The organism is Stenotrophomonas bentonitica, from assembly GCF_002887735.1.
GTDB classification, from domain to species: domain Bacteria; phylum Pseudomonadota; class Gammaproteobacteria; order Xanthomonadales; family Xanthomonadaceae; genus Stenotrophomonas; species Stenotrophomonas bentonitica_A.
In genome coordinates this window covers 396,600-419,835 of record NZ_PKQP01000003.1, presented here as the reverse complement: position 1 = coordinate 419,835, position 23,236 = coordinate 396,600, and the positions used below count along the sequence as shown (strand labels likewise).

Sequence of the window (23,236 nt, the reverse complement as noted above, 5' to 3'; positions counted from 1 at the left end):
GAGGGGAAGCGTCCCATGTCAACAACACCTGCACCGGCGAAAGCCCAACTCACCCAGGGACACAAGAAGGTCATCTTCGCGTCCAGCCTGGGGACCGTCTTCGAGTGGTACGACTTCTTCCTGTACGGCTCGCTCGCCGCGATCATCGCCAAGCAGTTCTTCAGCGGTGTCAATGAAACCACCGGCATGATCTTCGCCCTGCTGGCGTTCGCGGCCGGCTTCTTCGTGCGTCCGTTCGGCGCGGCCTTCTTCGGCAGCCTCGGCGACCGCATCGGCCGCAAGTACACCTTCCTGGTCACGATCCTGATCATGGGCATTTCGACCTTCCTGGTCGGCGTGCTGCCCAACTACGCCTCGATCGGTTTCGCCGCCCCGGTGATCCTGATCATCCTGCGCCTGGCCCAGGGCCTGGCGATGGGTGGCGAATACGGTGGTGCCGCAACCTACGTCGCCGAGCACGCACCGGCCGACAAGCGTGGCCTGTACACCAGCTTCATCCAGTGCACCGCGACGCTCGGCCTGTTCATGTCGCTGCTGATCATCCTGGCCTGCCGCTACTTCCTGGGCAATGAAGCGTTCGAAGCCTGGGGCTGGCGTATTCCGTTCCTGGTCTCGATCGTGCTGCTGGGCATCTCGGTGTGGATCCGCCTGCAGCTGAGCGAATCCCCGCTGTTCCAGCAGATGAAGGCGGAAGGCAAGGGCTCCAAGACCCCGTTCCGTGACAGCCTCAAGGACGGCAACCTCAAGCTGATGCTGCTGGTCCTGCTCGGTGCCGCAGCCGGCCAGGCCGTGGTGTGGTACGGCGGCCAGTTCTACGCGCTGTTCTTCCTGAGCAGCATGCTCAAGGTCGACGCCACCACCTCCTATCTGCTGATCGCCGCAGCCCTGGCACTGGGCGTGCCGTTCTTCATCTTCTTCGGCTGGCTGTCCGACCGTATCGGCCGCAAGAAGATCATCCTCGCCGGCTGTCTGCTGGCCGCGATCACCTACATCCCGATCTTCAAGGGCCTGACCCACTTCGCCAACCCGGCCATCGAAGAAGCCCGCACCAACTCGCCGGCGCTGGTCAATGCCGATCCGAACACCTGCTCGTTCCAGTTCGATCCGGTTGGCCTGCGCAAGTTCACCAGCTCCTGCGACGTGGCCACCGCGGCCCTGACCAAAGCCGGTGTGCCCTATGAAGTGAAGCCGGCACCGGCTGGTACGCTGGCGACGGTCAACGTCGGGACCACCGCGGTGACCTCCTACGAGGCTGCAGGCCTGACCAAGGAAGACCTCAAGGCCAAGGGTGATGCCTTCGGCGGAGAGCTCAAGGGTGCGTTGGGTGCCGCCGGTTACCCGGCCAAGGCCGACAATGCGCGCATCAACATCCCCGGCACGATCTTCATGCTGTGGCTGCTGGTGCTGTATGTGACCATGGTCTACGGCCCGATCGCCGCTTACCTGGTCGAGCTGTTCCCGACCCGCATCCGCTACACCTCGATGTCGCTGCCGTACCACATCGGTAACGGCTGGTTCGGTGGCTTCCTGCCGGCGATCTCGTTCGCACTGGTGGCCGGTACCGGCAACCTCTACTACGGCCTGTGGTACCCGATCATCATCGCGTTGATGACGGTCGTGGTCGGTGGTCTGTTCCTGCATGAAACCAAGGACGTGGACATCACCAAGTAACGGTGATCCACACGGCAGGACGAAGGGGCCGCGATGCGAATCGCGGCCCTTTTTGTGTCCTGGGTAGTGCCGGCCGCTGGCCGGCTCTGCATGAGATTCCGGAGACGCGTGCATGGCTGCCGGCCAGCGGCCGGCACTACCGATCCCGCCATCACGCAGCCTGCCGCTATAGTCGGCCCATGAGCGATGCCCACACCGATCCTGCCGCGCTTCCCGCGATCCTGCAGCGCCTACGTACCGCCTGGCAGGCCAACCGCCCGACGCTGGAACAGCGCCGCGATGCCCTGCAGCGCCTGCGCGCGGCCCTCAAGGCCCGCCTGCCGGAGATGGCCACGGCGATCTCGGCCGACTTCGGCCACCGCTCCACCCACGAATCGCTGATCGCCGACGGCATGACCGTGCTCGGCGACATCGACCATCTGTGCAGCCACCTGCGCGGCTGGATGCGGCCGCGCCGGGTCGGGGTCGGCTGGCGGTTCTGGCCGGCACGCGCCCAGACCCGGCCGGTTCCTCTGGGTGTGGTCGGGGTGATCTCGCCCTGGAACTACCCGGTCAACCTGGCGTTGATTCCGCTGGCGACCGCGATCGCCGCCGGCAACCACGTGATCCTCAAGCCGTCCGAGCACACGCCGCGCACCAGCGCCTTCCTGCAGTCGCTGCTGGCGGAGGTGTTCCCCTCCGATCGCGTGGCGGTCGTGCAGGGCGATGGAGACCTTGCCAGCGCCGTGGCCGGCTCGCCGCTGGACCACCTGGTGTTCACTGGCTCCACCGCCATCGGCCGCAAGGTCATGGCCGCGGCCGCCGAGCACCTGACCCCGCTCACGCTGGAGCTGGGGGGCAAATCTCCGGCCATCGTCTGCAGCGATTACCCGTTGGAGAAGGCGGCCGCGCGGCTGGCCACCGGCAAGTTCTTCAATGCCGGCCAGACCTGCATCGCGCCGGACTACGTGCTGATCGACGGCCATCGCCAGCGCGAACTGGTGCAGCAGCTGCAGACGCAGGTGCAGGCGCGCTATGGCGATTTCAGCGACGCCGCCGATTACACCCGGATCATCCACGACGGCCAGTACCAGCGCCTGCGTGGCTATCTCGAGGAGGCCCGCGCGCGGGGCGTGCCGGTGATCGAACTGGCGACGGTCGATCCCGAGCGTGCGCAGCGCGAGCGGCTGATCGTGCCGACCATCGTGCTCGATCCGCCGGCGGACCTGGCGCTGATGCGCGAAGAGATCTTCGGTCCGATCCTGCCGGTCTGCGCGTATCCGGATCTGGACGCCGCCATCGCAGAGGTGCAGTCCCGTGACCGCCCGTTGGCGCTGTACGTCTTCAGTCACGAACGTTCGCAGGTGGAACGGGTGCTGGCGCAGGTCGTGGTCGGCGGCGTCACCGTCAACGACACCCTGCTGCATTTCGCGGTCAATGGCCTGCCGTTCGGCGGGGTCGGCCCGAGTGGCATGGGCGCGTACCACGCGCGCGCCGGGTTCGATGCGATGAGCAAGCAGCTGCCGATTCTGTGGCAGTCGCGCTGGGCCGCCAGCGATCTGCTCAAGCCGCCGTATTCGAAGATCGCCGGGATGTTGAAGGCGATGGTGCGGTGAGGGCCGCCGGCATGGACGCCCGCTACAGACGCCTGAGCGTGGCCAGGAACGCGTCGGGATCCTCCGGGGATACCAGCAGCGTGTAACCGGCCGTCGTCGGCAGGATCACCACCTTCGCGGGATCGGTCACTGCTGCAAATGCTTTCCCCTTGCCGGTGCGGAACCACCCCAGTGAAAGGCCCGGCATGCCGATGCCATTGGTGCGTAGACCCAACGCAGTGTCATCGCTGCCGGGCAGCCGCCGTCGCGCGCCGGCATGATCGATCTGTGCCATCGGAACGGAAACGGAATACGCGCCGCCACCGACGGTCAGGGTCGTGGCGTCCGCCGTCAGCCGGATCGCGCTGAGTTGCCAGACGCCAAGCAGGCCGATGATGACGGCCAGAGAGGTGGCGCCGAGCGCGGCCAACTGGGACATCCTGTCCTGCCCGAGGAAGTAGACCGCCGCGCCGACCAACAGTAGCGGGACGACGCCGATCAGCAGCACCGCAGCGAGGGTCTTGTAATTCAACGCGTGGATCGCGAATTCAGTGGGCATGAATGCTCCTTCGGGCATATGTCGCGGTCACGGGCGACATCTCGAGAATCTTCCTCCAGTCGACAGCGATGCAAGTGGGGAAGCTCCTCGCTTTCATGTGCGAAAGCACCTACAGAACTGCGATTCATCTGCAACATTTGCAGTGTGATATTCCCTTGGCCACTGGACAACGTGTTGCGCCGCTGGCCCCGGCGCCTCCGCTAGCGAGTGGCGCTGCGGGTCAATCAGGTCATGTGGCGCAAAGCACCCTCAACCCCCCGGCTGCGGCGATCGGTCTTCGTGGAACCACGCATGGGCCGCAGCTTCCAGATCGCCTTCCTCGGCGATCACCGAACCGTCCTCGTCCAGCAGGGTGTAGTGGCGCTGGTCACCGCCCAGCGCGGCGCTGCCATCCAACCCGAGCAGCAGGGTGTAGAGGGTGTCGGTGGTGAAGACATCGAGCATCTCCCGCAACAGCTGGGTCTGCTCGGGCGACAGGTCCATCGCGGCGATCCTTTCTGCGCAAGCCGTGCCTGGGGTCCATGCCATGGCGAGCAGGTTCGCTTTCTCCGCGTACCACCTTGTTACGAAGGCATCTGCGTTCATTGAATATCTGCGCTGCCGGGGGTGGGCCACAGCCTAGCGGGGGACGCAGGCGTGTGGCAAAAATCTGGGTGCCCGGACGCGAGAGCCTGCCGGCCAGCAGCCGGCAGGGCGTGCGCCCACCGACCAACGGTCGGTGGCTACCGGTAGAATGCCCGCATGAAAATCGCCTCCTGGAACGTCAATTCGCTCAACGTGCGCCTGCCGCACCTGGAACAATGGCTCACGGCGTTCGCGCCGGACGTGGTCGGTATCCAGGAAACCAAGATGGAGGACCACAAGTTCCCCGACGCGGTGCTGGCCGGGCTGGGCTACCGCAGCGTGTTTGCCGGGCAGAAGACCTACAACGGCGTCGCGCTGCTCTCGCGCGAACCGGCGCAGGACGTGCAGATCGGCATTCCCGGTTTCGAGGATGAGCAGAAGCGCGTCATCGCCGGGACCGTCAACGGCGTGCGCATCATCAATCTGTACGTCGTCAACGGTCAGGACGTCGGCACCGACAAGTACGCCTACAAGCTGCGCTGGCTGGAGGCCGTGCATGCCTGGGTCGAGGCCGAGCTGGCCAGGTACCCGGAACTGGTGGTGATGGGCGACTTCAACATCGCCCCCGATGCCCGCGACGTGCACGACCCGCTGGTCTGGAACGAGAACCACATCCTGACCTCCACCGCCGAGCGCGGCGCCCTGAACAAGCTGCTGCAGCTGGGCCTGCACGATGCGTTCCGCCTGCACAGCGAGGAAGAAGGCGTGTTCAGCTGGTGGGATTACCGGGCGGCCGGCTTCCGTCGCAACCTGGGCCTGCGCATCGACCTGACCCTGGTCTCCGACGCGCTCAAGGCGCGCGCGCTGGCCTCGGGCATCGACCGCGAGCCGCGCACCTGGGAGCGCCCCAGCGACCATGCCCCGGCGTGGGTAGAACTGGCGCCGTAAACAACAAGGCCCGGCAGTGCCGGGCCTTGTTGATCGAATGAAGTACGTTAGCGCGTCAGCGGATGCTTTTACGGGTGAACAGATTCACGATCGCCAGCAGAATGACTGCGCCGATCAGCGAATAGATGAACGACCACAGCGTGATCGCTTCATTGATGCCACCGCCGAAAAAGTAGCCGGCAATCAGCGCGCCGACGATGCCGACCACGATGTTGAGGATGATGCCTTGCTGCGCGTCCCGCTTCATGATGATGCTGGCAAGCCAGCCCACGATGCCGCCGACGATCAACCAGATGATGATGCCCATAGCGTTGACTCCCTCTGTGCGGATGCGACCTGTGCAGTTGACGGCACACCCCGTGAAGTCGTCGTGCAGCCGGCATGGCGGGGGCGTGGCATGACCCTGCCTGCGACCTTGGACGGCCCCTGGCGCTTCGGCCCGGTCACGGTCTGGCGCCTGCCGCATGTGCCGGGCACCCGCGGCGAGCCCCAGGCCCGGGTCCTGCTGGCCGAGCAGCTGGGCGGGGCGCCGCAGGACCTGCCGCTGCAGCGTGACCCGCGTGGCCGCCCGGCGCTGCATGGCCCGTTGGCCCATGTGGGCACCGGGTGGAGTCACAGCCACGGCCTGCTGCTGGTCGCGATGGGTGAGGGGGTGCGGCTGGGCGTGGACCTGGAACCGCTGCGCCCGCGCCCGCGGATGCTGGAGATCGTGCAGCGCTTCTTCCACCCGGCCGAGATCGCCTGGCTGGAATCGCTGGACGAGAACGCCCGCAACCACTGGTTCTTCCGGGTGTGGTGCGCCAAGGAGGCGCTGCTGAAGGCGCAGGGGCAGGGCATCTCGTTTGGTCTGCACCGGCTGCAGCTGGCCCCCGGCATCGACGGAGGCCTGCACCTGGCCTGGTGCGACCCGGAACTGGGGCCCGCCGAGCGCTGGCACCTGCATGAGTGGCAGGCGGCGGATGATTTCCGCGCGGCGCTGGCCTGGCATGCGGTGTGAGATCGAGGGCGTGGCCAGCGATTGGGTGTGCGGGCGGAGGCAGCCGACCAACGGTCAGGTATGCGAGCAGCGGCAGCCGACCAACGGTCGGCTCTACCGACCTGCGATAATGGTGCCATGACTGAACACATCCTCCCCGCTGGCGTGGCCGACGCGCTTGAGCGCGGCCTGGCCGCCATGCAGCTGGACGCCGCGCTGGCACCGCCGCTGCTGACCTACCTGACCCTGCTCGACCGCTGGAACCGCACCTACAACCTCACCGCGATCCGCGACCCGCTGGAGATGGTCACCCGCCATCTGCTCGATTCGCTGGCGATGCAGCCGTACCTGGAGAGCGGCACCCTGGCGGACCTGGGCACCGGCCCCGGGCTGCCCGGCATCCCGCTGGCGATCGCGCGCCCGCAGCTGCAGGTGACCCTGGTCGAAAGCAATGGCAAGAAGGCCCGCTTCATGCGCGAGGCCGTGCGCCAGCTGGGCCTGGGCAACGCCCGCGTAGCCGAGTCGCGCGCCGAGGCGCTGGCCGAACCGGCCGCCTATGACTATCTGACCGCGCGCGCGATGGACACCCTGGCCGGGATCATCCGGGTCGGTGGGCACCTGCTGCGCCCCGGCGGCCGCCTGCTGGCGATGAAAGGCGTGTACCCGCACGACGAGATCGCGCAGCTGCCGGCCGGTTGGTCGGTCGAACAGGTGCTGCCGTTGAGCGTCCCTGGATTGACCGGCGAGCGCCATCTGGTGGTGGTCACCGGCCCGTGAGCCGGTGACTCCCGCGCCCGCATCGCCCGCCCCAGCGTCGTCCCGACGCCCTCCCGCGGTGGCCCCGTGCGGTGCCATCGGCGTGCCCGTGGGCGTCGTTGCGGCATTGCGGCGCGTGCCTGCCGCGCATCTCACAGTGCATGACACGCCCCATATACGCATAATGACCAGTCCCACTCCCTGCCGATGAGGCTCACCCGCATGGCCCGCATCATCGCCATCGCCAACCAGAAAGGTGGCGTCGGCAAGACCACGACCGCCGTCAATCTGGCCGCCTCCCTGGCTGCTGCACCCAAGCGCGTGCTTCTTGTCGACCTCGATTCCCAAGGCAATGCGACCATGGGCAGCGGCGTGGACAAGCGCGAAGTCGCCGCTTCCACCTGTGATCTGCTGCTGGGCGAAAGCACCGCAGCCGAGGTCCGGGTCAAGACGCCGGAGGGCTTCGACCTGCTCCCGGGCAACATCGACCTGACCGCCGCCGAGATCCAGCTGATGGACCAGAGCGAGCGCGAGCAGCGCCTCAAGCGCGCGCTGGCCCCGATCCGCGACGAATACGATTACATCCTGATCGACTGCCCGCCGGCGCTGTCGCTGCTGACGCTCAACGCGCTGGCCGCCGCCGATTCGGTGATCGTGCCGATGCAGTGCGAGTACTACGCGCTGGAAGGCCTGAGCGCGCTGGTGGAAACCATCGAAGCGCTGCGCGCCAACCTCAATCCCGCGCTGGAAATCGAGGGCGTGCTGCGCACCATGTTCGATGTGCGCAACAACCTGGCCAATGCCGTGTCGGCCGAGCTGACCGAGCACTTCGGCGAGCAGGTGTTCCGCACCATCGTGCCGCGCAACGTCCGCCTGGCCGAGGCGCCCAGCCATGGCCAGAGCATCGTCGGGTACGACCGTGCCTCGCGCGGTGGCGTTGCCTATCTCGGCCTGGCCGGCGAGATCATCCGTCGCAACAACCAACGCAAGAAGGCCGACAAGGCCATGGAGACCGCCTGATGAGCACCAAGCCTGCCCTCGGCAAGAAACGCGGCCTCGGCCGTGGCCTCGACGCGCTGTTGGGGCCCAAGGGGGCGGTGACACAGGTGCAGGCAGCGGCCGTGGTCGAACCGCAGCCGGGTGAACTCCTGCGCAAGCTGCCGGTGGGCCATCTGCAGCCGGGCAAATACCAGCCGCGCCGCGACATGGACGAAACCAAGCTCGCCGAGCTGGCCGAGTCGATCAAGGCCCAGGGCGTGATCCAGCCGATCCTGGTCCGCCAGCTCGGCCCGGACAGCTTCGAGATCGTGGCCGGCGAACGCCGCTGGCGCGCGTCGCAGCTGGCCGGCCTGGACGAAGTGCCGGTGGTGGTGCGCGAGCTGGAAGACCGCACGGTCATCGCGATGGCGCTGATCGAGAACATCCAGCGCGAAGACCTCAACCCGCTCGAGGAAGCCGAAGCCCTGCAGCGGCTGATCAGCGAATTCGCCCTGACCCATGCCGAGGCCGCCCAGGCCGTGGGCCGCTCGCGTGCGGCGGTGTCCAACCTGCTGCGCCTGCTGGAGCTGCCGATCGCGATCCGCCTTCTGCTGGAAACCCGCCGGCTGGAAATGGGCCATGCCCGCGCCCTGCTGACCCTGGCGCCGGAACTGGCCAGCAAGCTGGCCCAGGAAGCGGCCGACCAGGGCTGGTCGGTACGCGAAGTGGAACACCGCGCGCAGCAGTTCGCTGCCGGCAAGGTGCCCGGCGCGCTGCGCAAGAAGCCCTCCGCCGCTGCACCGCAGGCCGACATCGCCTCGCTGGAAACCGAACTGTCCGAGTCGCTGGGCGCCCGCGTGGCGATCAACCACGGCCGCGGCGGCAAGGGCAAGCTGATCATCCATTACACCGACCTGGACACGCTGGATGGCGTGCTCGACCGACTTCGCGCACAGAAGGGCTGAGTCCCCCGCAGGCGTCAGAGGATTTCCCCCCAGCAATGAACCCCACCAAGGTCGACCGCAACCATCTGTTGCGTCTGACCGACCTGCCGAATGTCGGGCCGGCCTGTGAGAAAGATCTCCGTCTGATCGGCATCCGCGTGCCAGCGCATCTGCGCGGTCGCGATGCCTATGACATGTACGCGCAGCTGTGCCTGCGCACGGGGGTGATGCACGACCCCTGCGTGATCGATGTATTCCTGTCGGTGCTGCGTTTCATGCAGGGCGAAGCGCCGCGGCCGTGGTGGGATTTCAGCAAGGAACGCAAGGCCACCCTGGCCAAGGAAGCGCCGCTCAGCCTCTGGTGAAGCGGACCACCGGGACGTGTGCAACGCCACGCGGGCGTCCCGGGAAAGCACTGTATTGATACGTGGCAAGTAGGACGGACGGACCCCATGACCATTCTCGTGACCGGCGCTGCCGGCTTCATCGGCGCCAACACCTGCAAGGCCCTGCTCGCGCGCGGTGAGCGCGTCGTCGGCCTGGACAACTACAACGACTACTACGATCCGCAGATCAAGCGCGATCGCGTGGCTGCGCTGTGCCCGCAGGCCGATATCCGCGTGCTCGACCTGACCGACCGCGACGGCCTGGCCGCGCTGTTCGACGAGGTGCAGCCGACCCGGGTCATCCACCTGGCCGCCCAGGCCGGCGTGCGGTACTCGCTGGAAAACCCGCATGCCTACGTCGACAGCAACCTGACCGGCTTCGTCAACATGCTGGAGCTGTGCCGCCACCGCGGCGTGGCCCATCTGGTGTATGCCTCGAGCAGCTCGGTGTACGGCGATTCGGCCACCCCGCCGTTCTCCGAAGACCAGCGCATCGACAAGCCGCGCTCGCTGTACGCCGCGACCAAGGCCGCCAACGAGCTGATGGCCTACACCTACGCCCAGCTGTTCGGCCTGCATGCCACCGGCCTGCGCTTCTTCACCGTGTACGGCCCGTGGGGCCGCCCGGACATGGCGCCGCTGCTGTTCTCGCGCGCGGTCCTGGCCGGCCGCCCGATCGACGTGTTCAACGACGGAAAAATGCAGCGCGACTTCACACATGTCTCCGACATCGTGGATGGCATCCTCGGCGCGCTGGCGCATCCGTCCAGCGACACGGTGCCGCACCGGGTGTTCAACCTCGGCAACCACACGCCGATCGAACTGGAGCACTTCATCGGGGTCATCGAGTCCGCCGCCGGACGCCCGGCGCAGAAGGTCTACAAGCCGATGCAGCCCGGCGACATGGTCCGCACGATGGCCGATACCACGCGGGCGCATGACGCGTTCGGCTACGAGCCGGCGATGCCGATCGAGCGCGGTCTGCCGCCGGTGGTGGCCTGGTGCCGGGATTATTTCGGGGATCACGCCTGACACACACGCCTCGATTCATCTTCGGATAACCTCGGGTGCGGAAAATGCGCGCTCTTTTTCGATCCTGGCCATTCGCAGAGCCCGACCATGAGCCAACCCCAGTTGTCGGTCGTCGTCCCGGTCTTCAATGAACGCGACAACGTCACGCCCCTGATCAACGAGATCACCACCGCGCTGCGCGGGCAGGTCGATTTCGAAATCGTCTACATCGACGACCATTCGCGCGACGACACCCTGGCGGTCCTGCAGGCCCTGAAGGCCACCACGCCCGAGCTGCGGGTTCTGCACCACGTCACCCAGAGCGGGCAGAGCACCGCGGTGCGCAACGGCGTCAAGCACGCCCGCGCGCCGTGGATCGCCACCCTGGACGGTGACGGCCAGAACGATCCGGCCGACATCCCCAAGCTGCTCGCCGCGCGCGCGGCGGCCGCCACCGAGGTCAAGCTGTTCGCCGGGTGGCGTGTGAACCGCCAGGATTCGGGCAGCAAGCGCTGGGCCAGCAAGTGGGCCAATGCGATCCGCGCGCGCATGCTGCACGACGATACCCCCGATACCGGCTGCGGCATCAAGCTGTTCGAGCGTGCGGCGTTCCTGGAGCTGCCGTACTTCGACCACATGCACCGCTACCTGCCCGCGCTGATGCAGCGGGCCGGCTGGAAGACCACCAGCGTGCCGGTCAACCATCGGCACCGCACCGCGGGTGTGTCCAAGTACAACAACCTGGGCCGCGCGCTGGTCGGCATCCGCGACCTGCGCGGCGTAGCCTGGCTGATCACGCGCAGCAAGCGCACCGCCGTGGAAGAGCGCTGATGGAACTGCACTGGCTCGACCAGCCACTGACGTGGCTTTACTGGACCGGCCTGCACGTGACCGGCTGGAAGTTGATCGGCTACACCGGCGCGCTGATGTTCGGTGGCCGCTGGCTGGTCCAGTTCATCGCCTCGCGCCGTGCCGGCAAGCCGGTGATCCCGCGCCTGTTCTGGTACATGAGCGTGGTCGGCAGCCTGATGACGCTGAGCTACTTCCTGTTCTCGGCCAAGCAGGACTCGGTGGGCGTGCTGCAGAACCTGTTCCCGGCGTTCACCGCGCTGTACAGCCTGAAGCTGGATATCGACCATCGTGGGTGGAAGCGGGACAAGGCGGCGCATTGAGGGCGTGCCGACCGACCAACGGTCGGTGGCTACCGGATGGGGCCAACGTAGGATGGGGGCCGGCGCCGTAACGGGGGCCGGCGTCGGCGACATGGGCCGCGCGTTTGCGAGGTAGCCACCGACCAACGGTCGGTGGCTACCTCGCGCCTTCGGCGCTGGGGTCCCAGCCTGTGGCCGGTCCCCGGTCCTGCCCGCGACGCGGGCAGGACCTTTGATCCATGCGCAGCCCCTTCGCCGGGTGCCATCATCGGGGTTTGCCGTCCCCCGGGAACCCTGATCGTGAAATCACCGCTCGTTGCTGCGCTGCTGCTCGCCTTGGCCCTTCCTGCCGGCGCCGCCCTGGCCGCGCCTCCAGCTGCCCCGGCCGCCGCCCCGGCCAGCCTGGCCACCGAAAGCCCCGCCGATGCGCAGTTCCGCGCCATCTACGAGAAGGAATGGGCCTGGCGCGAAGCCGGTGGCGGTGAGGCCAGCGAAGACGGCGACGGCCCGGCCAACGCCACCCGCATGCCCGATGTCGGCGCGGCCGCGCAGCAGGGCCGGCTGAAGGTCTGGGACGACGTGCTGGCCCAGCTGGACAAGGTCGACACCCAGGCGCTCTCCGCCGAGAACCGCATCAACTACGCGATCTACCGCGACCAGGTGTTCAACCTGGCCGCCGATGTGCGCCTGCGCGCCTACGAAATGCCGTTCAACGCGGACTCCTCGTTCTGGTCCAACCTGTCCTTCATGGCCCGGCGCGAGATGAAGACCGCGCAGGACTACCGCAACTACATCGCGCGCCTGAACGATGTGCCGCGCTACTTCGACCAGCAGACCGACAACATGCGTGCCGGCCTCAAGCGTGGCTTCAGCGTGCCGCGCGCGGTGCTCGATGGCCGCGAGGTGTCCATCGCCACGGTCTCCGAACTGAAGGACCCGACCCAGTCGCCGCTGTACGCGCCGTTCAAGAAGCTGCCGGCCAGCATCCCGGCCGCCGAGCAGGCACAGCTGCAGGAGCAGGCCCGCCAGGCCATCGGCGGCAGCGTGGTGCCGGCCTTCGCCAAGCTGCGCACCTTCTTCGTCAGCGAGTACGTGCCGCAGGCGCGCACCACCCTGGCCGCCGAAGCGATGCCCGGCGGCAAGGCGTACTACAAGCAGCAGATCCACGAATACACCACGCTGGACCTGACCCCGCAGCAGATCCACGAGATCGGCCTGAAGGAAGTGGCGCGCATCCAGGCCGAGATGGACGGCATCATCAAGCAGGTCGAGTTCAAGGGCAGCTTCGCCGAGTTCCTGACCTTCCTGCGCACCGACCCGCAGTTCTATGCCAAGACCCCGGACGAGCTGCTGCACCGCGCGGCGTGGATCTCCAAGCGCGTGGATGGGGTGATCGGCAAGTACATGACCCTGCCGCGCGCGCGCTTCACCATCGTGCCGGTACCGCCGGATATCGCCCCGTTCTGGACCGCCGGCCGCGGTGGCATGGGCACCTACTGGCTCAACACCTACAACCTGCCGGCACGGCCGCTGTACAACCTGCCGGCGCTGACCCTGCACGAGTCCGATCCGGGCCACGCCCTGCAGGGCGCGCTGGCGGCCGAGCAGGGCGAGCAGCCGGCGTTCCGCCGCAACAACTACATCTCCGCCTACGGCGAAGGGTGGGGCCTGTACTGCGAGAAGCTCGGCGTGGAGATGGGCATCTACGAAACCCCGTACGAGGATTTCGGCCGCCTCACCTACGAGATGTGGCGTGCCGCGCGCCTGGTGATCGATACCGGCGTGCACCACAAGGGCTGGACCCGCGAGCAGGCGCTGTCCTACCTGCGCGACCACACCGCGCTGAGCGAGCATGAAGTGACCACCGAAGTGGATCGCTACATTTCCTGGCCGGGCCAGGCGCTGAGCTACAAGCTCGGCGAGATCGCGATCGTGCGCCTGCGTGCGCAGGCCGAGCAGGAGCTGGGCGACCGTTTCGACGTCAAGGCCTTCCACGACGCCGTGCTCAGCCAGGGCTCGGTGCCCCTGCCGGTGCTGGAGGAACAGATCCAGGCCTTCATCGCCCAGCGCAAGGCTGCGACCAGCTGAGATGCGCGGGGGCCGGCCATCGCGCCGGCCCCTGCCAACGTGAACCGACCTGCCGGGCTGCGATTGTGTAACGGCTTCACGCCCGGCTACCCTGCGGGCCATGTTCCGTCGTGCCCGCCCGCGTCCGTCCCTGCTGCTCCGCCTGCTGATGCTGGTGGTGGTCGGTGTGGGCGTGTTCGGCAGTTCGCTGGCCTCGGCCCTGGCCGATATCCACCTGAGCGTGCATGCCGACAGCAGCGAGCTGCATGGCAGCGATGACACCGCCGGCATCGCCTCCAGCGACGACGACGACAACGAAGACTGGCTGCATGCCCTGGTGCATTGCGGCCACTGCCATGGCCACGGCGGCGTGCTGCCGATGGCCGCGATGGCCTGGAGCCTGCCCGCCGCCCCCAGCCACGGCGTCCCTGCCGGGTTGGTCGCGCAACTGCGCACCCAGCCGCCCGAGAACCTGCTGCGTCCTCCGATAGCGATCTGATGCCCTGCGGCCGCGTGCCGCCGTTTGCCATCTGATTGTTTTCTGGAGACTCCCATGTGGATGCGTCTGGCAGCGTTGGCTGCCATTGCGTTCGTGCCGTGCGTATACGCACAGGGCACGACACCTGCTGCACCGTTGACCCTCGACGACGCCATCGCGCGCGTCGCCCAGTACCACCCCGACCTGCGCCTGGCGCAGGCCCAGCGCCCGGTGTGGGAAGCCCGCCGTGACGCGGCCGGCCTGTCACCCCCTTTGACCGTGGGCGTGGAGCTGGAGAACGCACTCGGCAGCGGTGATGCCCGTGGCGTCGATGCCGCCGAAGTCACCGTCACCCTGGCCGGTGTGCTGGAACGCGGCGGCAAGCTGGATGCCCGCCGCGCCGTGGCCCAGGCCAACCTGGACAGCCTGGCCCCGCAGCGCGAAACCGCGCGGCTGGATCTGATGGCCGAGGTCGCCCGCCGCTATCTGGCAGTGACCGACGCGCGTCAGCAGCTGCGCATCGCCGAGACCGATATCGAGCAGCGAAGACGCGCCGTCGCCGCCGCGCGGCTGCGCCTGCACGCCGGTGCCTCGCCCGAGTCGGTGCTGCTGACCGCGCAGGCGATGCAGGCCCAGGCCGAGCTGGACCGCGATCGCGCCCGGCAGATGGATCAGTCCGCGCGTGCGGCGCTGTCAGCACTGTGGCGCCAGCGCGAGCCCGGTTTCGACGTGGTCACCGGCGACCCGATGCAGCTGCCCGCGCTGCAGGACTTCGCCGTGCTCGCCGAGGAACTGCAGCGGACCCCGGAACTGGCGGTGCTGGCCGGCGAACGCCGCATCCGCGAAGCGCAGCTGCAGCTGGCCCGCACCCAGGCACGGCCCGATGTCAGCTGGCAGGTGGGCGTGCGCAACAGCCGCGATACCCGCGACACCTCCCTGGTCGCCGGTTTCAGCCTGCCGCTGGGCAGTGTGCGCCGTGCCGACCCGGAGATCCGCGCCGCCGAGGCCGAACTGGCGCTCAACAGTGTGGAACGCGAGGCGCGCGCGCTGCAACTGTACGCCACACTGGCCGAAGCACATGGCCGCTACCTGACCTCGCGGCTGGAAGTCACCCGCATGGAACGCGACGTACTGCCCCAGCTCAAGCGCGCCGAGAATGCCGCCGAGAAGGCCTGGCGTGCCGGCGCGATCAGCTACATGGAATGGGCACAGCTGCAGGCAATGCGCATCGAAGCACGCCAGCGCCAGCTGGAAGCGGCCATCGCCGCACAGACCGCTTTGATCGAACTCCAGCGTCTGACCGGCCAGAGCATGGTCGCCGCGACCGACACCGTGTCCACGGAGGACCGCCGATGACCACTACCCTGATCCGTACCGCGCTGGCCGGCAGCCTGTTGATCGCGCTGATGGCGCTCACCGGCTGCGGCGGCAGCGAACCCGCCACGGCGCCGGCCAAGGCGGCCGAGACGGACGCCGGCCATGGTGAAGCCGGACACGACGATGATCATGACGACCACGACGCCCCGGAAAGCACCACCATCGCCGCGGCCATGGCCCAACAGGCCGGCATCCGCGTCGCACCGGTCGTGGCCGGCACCATCGCTGACGAACACGACGTGCAGGGTCTGTTGACCCCGGTCGATGGCCGCGTTGCCCAGGTGATGGCGCGCTTCCCCGGTCCGATCCGCTCGCTGCGCGCCAATGTGGGCGACCGCGTGCGTGCCGGCCAGGTGCTGGCCAGCATCGAGAGCAACCTCAGTCTCACCACCTACACCGTGACCGCACCGATCGGTGGCGTGGTGCTCGCGCGCCAGGCCCAGGTCGGCGGCGTGGCCGGCGAGGGCACGCCCTTGTTCGAGATCGGTGATCTGTCCACGTTGTGGGTGGACCTGCATATCTTCGGCAACGACACCCAGCACATCACCGCTGGCGTGCCGGTCACGGTGTCGCGGATGACCGACGGCGTCAGCCAGGCCACCACGCTGGAGCGTGTGCTGCCCGGTACCGCCACCGCCAGCCAGAGCACGGTCGCCCGTGCCACGCTGCGCAACGATGATGGCCAATGGCGGCCCGGTGCCGCGGTCAAGGCCCGCATCGTGGTCGCCACCACCCCGGCCGCGCAGGTGGTGCCGCTGAGCGCCCTGCAGACGATGGACGGCAAGGACGTGGTGTTCGTGCGCGAAGGCGAGACCTACACCGCGCGTGCGGTCACGCTCGGTGCGCGCGATGCCGGCAAGGTGGAAGTGCTCGATGGCCTGACCCTCGGCGAAGAGGTGGTGGTCGAGCAGAGCTACGTGGTCAAGGCCGACATCGGCAAGGCGGGGGCATCGCATGAACATTGACGCCTCGCCACGCCCCGCATCCGGAGGGCGCCGTCATGCTTGAGCGCATCATCCGCGCCGCCATCGCCCATCGCTGGTTGATGATGGCCCTGACCCTGGTGCTGATCGCGCTCGGCAGCTGGAGTTTCACCAAGCTGCCGATCGACGCCACCCCGGACATCACCAACGTTCAGGTGCAGATCAACACTGCCGCGCCGGGCTACTCGCCGCTGGAGACCGAACAGCGCATCACCTATCCGGTGGAAACGGTGATGGCCGGCCTGCCGGCGATGGAGCAGGCCCGGTCGCTATCACGCTACGGCCTCTCGCAGGTGACCGTGGTGTTCAAGGACGGCACCGATATCTACTTCGCCCGGCAGCAGGTCGCCGAGCGCCTGCAGCAGGTCAAATCGCAGATCCCCGAGGGACTGGATCCGCAGCTGGGGCCGATCTCCACCGGCCTCGGCGAGATCTTCATGTACACCATCGACGCCGATCCCAAGGCGCGCAAGGCCGATGGCACGGCGTACACCGCCACCGACCTGCGCACGCTGCAGGACTGGGTGATCCGCCCGCAGCTGCGCAACGTGCCGGGCGTGACCGAGGTCAACACCATCGGTGGCTTCCAGCGCCAGGTGCACATCACCCCGGATCCGGCACGCCTGCGCGCGCTGGGCTTTACCTTGGAGGACGTGGCGCAGGCGGTGGAAACCAACAACCAGAACGTCGGCGCCGGCTACATCGAACGCAACGGCCAGCAGTTCCTGGTGCGCATCCCCGGGCAGGTCGCCAACCTGGAGGAGATCGGCAACATCGTGCTGGCCCGCCGCGAAGGCGTGCCGATCCATGTGCACGATGTGGCCCAGGTGCAGGACGGCCCGGAACTGCGCAGCGGCGCGGCCACCCAGAACGGCCATGAAGTGGTGATGGGCACGGTGGTGATGCTGATCGGCGCCAACAGCCGTGATGTCGCCCAGGCCGCGGCCGCGCGCCTGCAGCAGGCGCAGGCCAGCCTGCCCGAGGGCGTCACCGTCACCGCCAGCTACGACCGCACCGCGCTGGTCGACCGCACCATCGAGACCGTCGCCAGGAACCTGGTCGAAGGCGCCCTGCTGGTGATCGTGGTGCTGTTCCTGCTGCTCGGCAACTTCCGTGCGGCGTTGATCACCGCGGCGGTGATTCCACTGGCGATGCTGTTCACGCTGACCGGCATGGCCCGGGGCGGTGTGTCGGCCAATCTGATGAGCCTGGGCGCGCTGGACTTCGGCCTGATCGTCGATGGTGCGGTGATCATCATCGAGAACTGCCTGCGCCGCTTCGGCGAACGCCAGCACCTGCTCGGCCGCGACATGACCCGCGAAGAACGCTTCGCCGAAACCGCCAGCGCCACCGCCGAAGTGATCCGCCCGAGCCTGTTCGGGCTGGGCATCATCACCGCGGTGTATCTGCCGATCTTCGCGCTCACCGGCGTGGAAGGAAAAATGTTCCACCCGATGGCGATCACCGTGGTGCTGGCCCTGACCGGTGCGATGGTGCTGGCGCTGACCTTCGTGCCCGCCGCGATCGCGCTGTTCCTCGGTGGCCGTGTGCAGGAGAAGGAAAACCGCCTGATGGCCTGGGTGCGTCGGCGCTATGAGCCGATGCTGGCCTTCGCCCTGCGGCGCGGCCGCTGGATGGTCGCCGGCGCGCTGGTGCTGGTGATCGGCTGCGGCCTGCTGGCCACGCGGCTGGGCAGCGAGTTCGTGCCGAACCTGGACGAAGGCGATGTCGCCATGCACGCCATGCGCATCCCCGGCACCAGCTTGACCCAGTCCATCGAGATGCAGAAGCAGATCGAGAACCGGCTGGTGCAGTTCGCCGAGGTGGACAAGGTGTTCTCCAAGATCGGTACGCCGGAGGTCGCCTCCGATCCGATGCCGCCCTCGGTCGCCGATACCTTCATCATGATGAAACCGCGCAAGGCCTGGCCGGATCCGCGCAAGACACGTGCGGCGCTGCTGGCCGAACTGGAAGAAGCGGTCGAGCAGTTGCCCGGCAACAACTACGAGTTCACCCAGCCGATCCAGATGCGCACCAACGAGTTGATTTCCGGCGTGCGTGCCGACGTGGCCGTGATGCTGTTCGGCGATGATCTGGACACGCTGCTGTCGGTCGGCAAGCGCATCGCGGCGGTGGCCGACAGCGTGCCGGGTGCGGCCGACGTGCGGGTAGAAGAGACGAGCGGCCTGCCACTGCTGACCGTTACCCCCAACCGCACCGCGTTGGCCGGGTATGGCTTGAACCCGGGCCAGGTGCAGTCGACCGTGGCCACCGCGGTGGGTGGCCAGGTGGCAGGGCAGCTGTTCGAAGGCGATCGCCGCTTCGACATCGTGGTGCGCCTGCCCGAAGCGCTGCGCCAGGACCCGGCCGCGCTGGCGGACCTGCCGGTGTCGTTGGAAACCGCACTGGCGGACGCGGCCGATGAATCCAGCAGGGCGGGCAGCTGGACCAGTGGAAGTGCGCGCACGGTGCCGCTGCGTGAGCTGGCGACGCTGAGCAACAGCGAAGGGCCGAACCAGATCAACCGCGAGAACGGCAAACGCCGGATCGTGGTCACCGCCAACGTGCGTGACCGCGACCTTGGTGGATTTGTCGGTGATCTGCAGCAGGCGATCGGGCGCGATGTGCAGGTGCCCAACGGCTACTGGATCGAGTACGGCGGCAGTTTCGAGCAGCTGATCTCGGCCAGCCAGCGCCTGTCCATCGTGGTGCCGGTGACGCTGGCGATCATCTTCGCGCTGCTGTTCTGGGCGTTCGGCTCGGTCAAGGATGCGGCGATCGTGTTCAGCGGCGTGCCGCTGGCGCTTACCGGTGGCGTGCTGGCGTTGGCGCTGCGCGGCATTCCGCTGTCGATCTCGGCCGGTGTCGGCTTCATCGCACTATCCGGCGTGGCGGTACTCAACGGCCTGGTGATGATCAGCTTCGTGCGCAGCCTGCGCGAGCAGGGGATGCCATTGCCGCAGGCGGTACGCGAGGGTGCCTTGGGCCGTCTGCGCCCGGTGCTGATGACCGCATTGGTGGCCTCGCTGGGCTTCGTGCCGATGGCCTTCAACGTGGGCGCCGGCTCGGAGGTGCAGCGTCCGCTGGCGACCGTGGTGATCGGCGGCATCGTCTCGTCCACGCTGCTGACCTTGCTGGTGCTGCCGGTGCTGTATCGGTGGCTGCATCGGAAAGGATGAGGCGGCACGGGTGGTCGGGTAACCCTTCATCGATGGGGTAGCACCCGACCGTTGGTCGGGTGATTCTTCAGGCGGCACAGAAAATTCCGTGCGCGCCGTGGCCGCTGCTATCAAGGTGACAACCACGCCTCGATGGCAGCGACGCCGGCGCGGACGCCGTTCTCGGCCGTCATCGCCTGACCCAGCGCGCCAGCGCGGGCGCGGGTATTGGCATGTTCTGCAAAGGCGATGGCCCGGCTCAGTGTCCCTGCGTCCAACCGCTTCGGCGACAGCGCCGCCGGTGCCACGCCCAACTGCTGCAGCCGGTCCGCCCAGAAGAACTGATCCGCGGCGAACGGCATCACCAGCGAGGGCACCCCGGCCCGGCAGGCCGAGTGCGTGGTGCCGCTGCCACCGTGGTGGATGACGAGCGCGCAGCGCGGGAACAGGGCTTCGTGCGGGGTCGGCCCGAGCACGAACACGTTTTGCGGAAGCGGGGCGCTGGGCAGCCCGGCCCAGCCCGGAAACAGCAGTACCCGCCGCGGCGCCAGGGCCGCCAGCAGCGCCGGCAGCACCTGGTCGCGATCGAAGCCGGTCATGCTGCCGAACCCGAGGTAGACCGGGGCGGGGCCGGCGTCCAGGAAGGCCTGCAGGGCCGGGGGCGGCTGCCAGCCGTGCTCCGGTGCTCGCCACTGGCCGCAGATTCGGTGGTTGGCGGGCCAGTCCGGCGGCGGGGGCAGCAGGCTGGGCGAGATGCCGTACAGCATCGGTAGATCCCGCCAGGGCGAGGCGCGCACCGGCATGCCCAATGCCCGTCGCGCGGCGTTGACCGGACCGCGGAAGGTGCGCCACACCGCCTGGTTGACCAGGGCGTAGCTGAGGCGATTGAGCAGCCCCGGCAGGCGCAGCCGGGGCAGGAACGGAGAGGGGAAGCCGGCGGTCGGGGTCAGCGGGATCATCCCGGTGCCGATCACCGGCAGCCCGTGGTGTTCGGCCACGGCCAGGCCCACGAACGCGGCCAGCCCGCCGGTCAGCACCGCATCGCACCCGGCGGCCGCCGCGTCGGCCTGGCGCATCCAGCCGGGCACGTGCCGTTGCGCCATCCGCGCCAGACCCCGCGAGGCCGCAAGGCGGGCGTTGCCGCGCGACACCAGCGCCACCACCTCGTCATGGATGTCGCCCTCCAGCGCGGCATGCGGGACGCCCAGCTGGCGCGCGGTATCCAGCGTGCCGCGCTCGGCCAGCAGAAGCACCTCATGGCCGGCGCCGATCAGCCCATGACAGAGCATCACCAGCGGGCGGGTGTCGCCTTCGGTGCCGTAGGTCAGGGCGAGCAGCTTCATGAAAGGCTGAAGGCGAAGGGCAGTAAAGGGGCTGGGGTCGTCATCGTCACATCCGCGTTGCAGGCCCGGGCAGCCTAGCGGAGCGGCTGTCACGGGGACGGGATGGCGCGCTTGGGCCAGGCCGGCTTGCCGCAGGCCCCCGGAGCGGGCATAATGCGCGGCTCGCTGTGTCCAAAAACCTTTGGATCGGTGGCCGGGAACACGTCATCCGGCCCGCCCTCGACAGCGTAACCCTTTGATTCTCATGACGTGTGGCGGGAAACCGCCGAGGCCGCCGTCGCCCGGGCTATGGGCTGACAACTACTTTATCGAGGTGCGCAATGTCCCGCGTATGCCAAGTTTCCGGCAAGCGAGTGCAGACGGGTAACAACGTCTCGCACGCCAACAACAAGACCCGTCGTCGTTTCCTGCCCAACCTGCACGAGCGCCGCTTCTGGGTTGCCAGCGAGAACCGCTGGGTCAAGCTTCGTGTTTCCGCGCATGCCCTGCGCACCATCGACAAGAACGGCATCGACTCCGTTCTGGCTGAGCTGCGTTCGCGCGGCGAAAAGGTCTGAGGAGTAAACGATCATGGCAGGCAAGCGCGATAAGATCCGTCTGATTTCGACGGCCAACACTGGCCACTTCTACACGACGGACAAGAACAAGAAGAACACCCCCGGGAAGATGGAATTCCTGAAGTACGATCCGGTCGTGCGCAAGCACGTCCTGTACAAGGAAGGCAAGATCAAGTAATCCGCGAGGATGCTTGAGCTTCCCGAAAAAACCCGCCCCTCGTGGCGGGTTTTTTCATGGGCCGCGCCCGGGCCCGCACCCGGCATGACCGGTTGCATGCAGCGACCCATGGCAGAATGCGATTCCCCTCCCGACGGGCGACGCGATGCTGTTCGAGTGGCTGCTGGGTTCGTGGTTGTTGATGCTGGATTGGCTGATCCGGCTGGCCGCGCTGTTCTGGATTCCCAGCCGCACCACGCCCGGTGCCGCACGCAGCTGGCTGCTGCTGGTCGGCTTCGTGCCGCTGCTCGGGCTGCCGCTGTACCTGCTGTTCGGCCACCCCTGGCTGTCGCGCCAGCGCGTGCAGCGCCAGGCCGAGGCGTCCCAGGTGATCCGCGAGGAACAGGCCCTGCAGCCGCCGCTGCGCTGGACGCCCGCGCCGGATACCGCCACCGCCGAGATCGTGCCGCTGATCGAGCGCCAGGGCGATTTCATGCCCATCCACGGCAACGCGGTGGATCTGCTCAACAACTACGACGCTTCGCTGCAGGCGCTGATCGAAGACATCGACCAGGCGCGCGAACGCGTCCACCTGCTGTACTACCTGATGTTCGACGATGCGGTCGGTGAGGCCATCGTTCAGGCACTGCAGCGCGCCGCGGCGCGTGGCGTGCACTGCCGGTTGCTGCTGGATGCTGTCGGCGCCAAGCGCGGGCTGCGCCACTATCGCCACCGCCTGCAGGCGATCGGTGTGGATGTGCGCGCGATGTTGCCCGGTGGCCTGCGCTGGCGCCGCAGTGGCCGCATGGACCTGCGCAACCACCGCAAGATCGCGGTGATCGACAACCGCGTCGGTTACATCGGCTCGCAGAACCTGGCGCGGGCGCAGTTCGTGGCCGGGTTCCCGAACAAGGAACTGGTCGCGCGCGTGCGTGGGCCCGTAGTCGCCCATCTGGAGGCCGTGTTCGCCAGCGACTGGTACATGGAAACCGGACAGCGCCTGGATGTGTTGACCGCAGTGCCGGTGTGCTCGGCCGATGTCCCGACCCAGCTGCTGCCCAGCGGCCCGGCGTATCCCTTCAGCAACGCGCGTGATGCGGTGAACGCGCTGATCCATCTGGCCCGGCGGCGGATCGTGCTGGTCACGCCCTATTTCGTGCCCGACGAAGCGACCTTGAGCGCGCTGCGCATCGCTGCGCTGTCCGGCGTGCAGGTGCAGCTGATCCTGTCGGCCAGCACCAACCAGCGGCTGACCTCCTGGGCGCAGGAGGCCTACTACGACGAGCTGCTGCGCAGTGGCGTGCGCATCGCGCTGTATGCGCCGAACTTCCTGCACGCCAAGCACCTGACCGTCGATGAAGATATCGCGCTGGTCGGCTCGATCAACCTGGACATCCGCTCGTTCGCGCTCAACGCCGAGATCGGCATGCTCTGCTACGACGCCGGCATGGTGCGGCAGTTGGCGCAGATCGAAGCAGACTATCTCGAACAGTCGCGCCCGCTGGATCTGGCGACATGGCGCCAACGGCCGGCATGGAAGCGCAGCCGCGAAGGCATCGCACGGCTGGCCGATGCCTTGATGTAGCCCGCTGTGACGC

At 67.8% G+C, this 23,236-nt stretch carries 23 protein-coding genes; 19 read left to right on the top strand and 4 right to left on the bottom strand.

All coding sequences use genetic code 11. The features are described 5' to 3' along the window. Window positions 1–15: 15 nt before the first annotated feature. Both C0R07_RS09045 and C0R07_RS09040 read left to right on the top strand, forming a co-directional pair. Window positions 16–1,671 (top strand): MFS transporter, encoded by a 1,656-nt coding sequence (locus C0R07_RS09045; RefSeq protein ID WP_102788716.1) that lies wholly within the window; start codon window positions 16–18, stop codon window positions 1,669–1,671. A gap of 179 nt (window positions 1,672–1,850) precedes the next feature. Beyond that, window positions 1,851–3,266 (top strand): coniferyl aldehyde dehydrogenase, encoded by a 1,416-nt coding sequence (locus C0R07_RS09040; RefSeq protein ID WP_102788715.1) that lies wholly within the window; start codon window positions 1,851–1,853, stop codon window positions 3,264–3,266. A 22-nt stretch (window positions 3,267–3,288) separates the two neighbouring features. Here the strand turns inward: C0R07_RS09040 and C0R07_RS09035 are convergent, their stop codons facing one another. Continuing rightward, window positions 3,289–3,804: a PH domain-containing protein gene (locus tag C0R07_RS09035; protein ID WP_102788714.1), complete on the bottom strand. Its 516-nt coding sequence runs from the start codon at window positions 3,802–3,804 to the stop codon at window positions 3,289–3,291. A 249-nt stretch (window positions 3,805–4,053) separates the two neighbouring features. Then, a complete protein-coding gene (locus C0R07_RS09030) occupies window positions 4,054–4,287 on the bottom strand; it encodes a hypothetical protein (protein ID WP_102788713.1) in 234 nt (77 codons plus the stop codon). Window positions 4,288–4,545: 258 nt separating this feature from the next. Between C0R07_RS09030 and xth the strand changes: the two genes are divergently transcribed. After that, entirely contained in the window at window positions 4,546–5,316 is a 771-nt protein-coding gene (gene xth / locus C0R07_RS09025; protein ID WP_019185609.1) for an exodeoxyribonuclease III, read from the top strand. A 55-nt stretch (window positions 5,317–5,371) separates the two neighbouring features. Here the strand turns inward: xth and C0R07_RS09020 are convergent, their stop codons facing one another. After that, window positions 5,372–5,623 carry a GlsB/YeaQ/YmgE family stress response membrane protein gene (locus tag C0R07_RS09020; RefSeq protein WP_019185610.1) on the bottom strand — a complete coding sequence of 84 codons (252 nt, stop codon included), beginning with the start codon at window positions 5,621–5,623 and terminating at the stop codon, window positions 5,372–5,374. Window positions 5,624–5,713: 90 nt separating this feature from the next. Between C0R07_RS09020 and C0R07_RS09015 the strand changes: the two genes are divergently transcribed. The 13 genes from C0R07_RS09015 to C0R07_RS08955 all read left to right on the top strand — a co-directional run bounded on the left by C0R07_RS09015 (window position 5,714) and on the right by C0R07_RS08955 (window position 19,602). Further along, the gene (locus C0R07_RS09015; RefSeq protein WP_102788712.1) at window positions 5,714–6,313 is read left to right on the top strand and encodes a 4'-phosphopantetheinyl transferase family protein; all 600 of its coding nucleotides are present in this window, start codon (window positions 5,714–5,716) and stop codon (window positions 6,311–6,313) included. A 117-nt stretch (window positions 6,314–6,430) separates the two neighbouring features. Then, entirely contained in the window at window positions 6,431–7,069 is a 639-nt protein-coding gene (gene rsmG / locus C0R07_RS09010) for a 16S rRNA (guanine(527)-N(7))-methyltransferase RsmG (protein WP_102788711.1), read from the top strand. 201 nt (window positions 7,070–7,270) lie between these two features. Then, window positions 7,271–8,068 (top strand): ParA family protein, encoded by a 798-nt coding sequence (locus C0R07_RS09005; protein WP_019185613.1) that lies wholly within the window; start codon window positions 7,271–7,273, stop codon window positions 8,066–8,068. Next, window positions 8,068–8,991 (top strand): ParB/RepB/Spo0J family partition protein, encoded by a 924-nt coding sequence (locus tag C0R07_RS09000; RefSeq protein WP_019185614.1) that lies wholly within the window; start codon window positions 8,068–8,070, stop codon window positions 8,989–8,991. The genes C0R07_RS09005 and C0R07_RS09000 overlap by 1 nt, the downstream gene beginning before the upstream one ends. 35 nt (window positions 8,992–9,026) lie before the next feature. Next, on the top strand, window positions 9,027–9,335 hold the full coding sequence (locus tag C0R07_RS08995) for a helix-hairpin-helix domain-containing protein (protein WP_019185615.1): 309 nt from the start codon (window positions 9,027–9,029) through the stop codon (window positions 9,333–9,335). Window positions 9,336–9,422: 87 nt separating this feature from the next. Then, window positions 9,423–10,388 (top strand): SDR family NAD(P)-dependent oxidoreductase, encoded by a 966-nt coding sequence (locus C0R07_RS08990; RefSeq protein WP_070426232.1) that lies wholly within the window; start codon window positions 9,423–9,425, stop codon window positions 10,386–10,388. 87 nt (window positions 10,389–10,475) lie between these two features. Continuing rightward, window positions 10,476–11,198, top strand: a complete 723-nt coding sequence (locus C0R07_RS08985; protein WP_046272973.1) for a glycosyltransferase family 2 protein — start codon at window positions 10,476–10,478, stop codon at window positions 11,196–11,198. Then, window positions 11,198–11,539 carry a lipid-A-disaccharide synthase N-terminal domain-containing protein gene (locus tag C0R07_RS08980; RefSeq protein WP_019185618.1) on the top strand — a complete coding sequence of 114 codons (342 nt, stop codon included), beginning with the start codon at window positions 11,198–11,200 and terminating at the stop codon, window positions 11,537–11,539. The genes C0R07_RS08985 and C0R07_RS08980 overlap by 1 nt, the downstream gene beginning before the upstream one ends. A gap of 279 nt (window positions 11,540–11,818) precedes the next feature. Beyond that, window positions 11,819–13,606, top strand: coding sequence for a DUF885 domain-containing protein (locus tag C0R07_RS08975; RefSeq protein WP_102788710.1), 1,788 nt, complete (start codon window positions 11,819–11,821; stop codon window positions 13,604–13,606). Window positions 13,607–13,706: 100 nt separating this feature from the next. Then, entirely contained in the window at window positions 13,707–14,084 is a 378-nt protein-coding gene (locus tag C0R07_RS08970; RefSeq protein ID WP_102788709.1) for a DUF2946 family protein, read from the top strand. A 54-nt stretch (window positions 14,085–14,138) separates the two neighbouring features. Continuing rightward, window positions 14,139–15,419 carry a TolC family protein gene (locus C0R07_RS08965; RefSeq protein WP_102788708.1) on the top strand — a complete coding sequence of 427 codons (1,281 nt, stop codon included), beginning with the start codon at window positions 14,139–14,141 and terminating at the stop codon, window positions 15,417–15,419. Then, entirely contained in the window at window positions 15,416–16,405 is a 990-nt protein-coding gene (locus C0R07_RS08960; RefSeq protein WP_102788707.1) for an efflux RND transporter periplasmic adaptor subunit, read from the top strand. Before C0R07_RS08965 ends, C0R07_RS08960 begins: the two co-directional genes overlap by 4 nt. Before the next feature lie 35 nt (window positions 16,406–16,440). Then, window positions 16,441–19,602: an efflux RND transporter permease subunit gene (locus C0R07_RS08955; protein ID WP_102788706.1), complete on the top strand. Its 3,162-nt coding sequence runs from the start codon at window positions 16,441–16,443 to the stop codon at window positions 19,600–19,602. A 110-nt stretch (window positions 19,603–19,712) separates the two neighbouring features. On the opposite strand, the gene C0R07_RS08950 is transcribed toward C0R07_RS08955, so the two are convergent. Further along, window positions 19,713–20,924 (bottom strand): glycosyltransferase, encoded by a 1,212-nt coding sequence (locus C0R07_RS08950; protein WP_102788705.1) that lies wholly within the window; start codon window positions 20,922–20,924, stop codon window positions 19,713–19,715. Between the two features lie 320 nt (window positions 20,925–21,244). Here C0R07_RS08950 and rpmB point away from each other — a divergent pair, with 320 nt between their 5' ends. The 3 genes from rpmB (at window position 21,245) to cls (ending at window position 23,223) form a co-directional block, all read left to right on the top strand. Further along, on the top strand, window positions 21,245–21,481 hold the full coding sequence (rpmB, locus tag C0R07_RS08945; protein ID WP_019185625.1) for a 50S ribosomal protein L28: 237 nt from the start codon (window positions 21,245–21,247) through the stop codon (window positions 21,479–21,481). A gap of 10 nt (window positions 21,482–21,491) precedes the next feature. Next, complete coding sequence (gene rpmG / locus C0R07_RS08940; protein WP_172407465.1) at window positions 21,492–21,659, top strand: 50S ribosomal protein L33; 168 nt, start codon at window positions 21,492–21,494, stop codon at window positions 21,657–21,659. Between the two features lie 145 nt (window positions 21,660–21,804). Beyond that, window positions 21,805–23,223 carry a cardiolipin synthase gene (gene cls / locus C0R07_RS08935; protein WP_070470035.1) on the top strand — a complete coding sequence of 473 codons (1,419 nt, stop codon included), beginning with the start codon at window positions 21,805–21,807 and terminating at the stop codon, window positions 23,221–23,223. Window positions 23,224–23,236 lie beyond the last annotated feature (13 nt).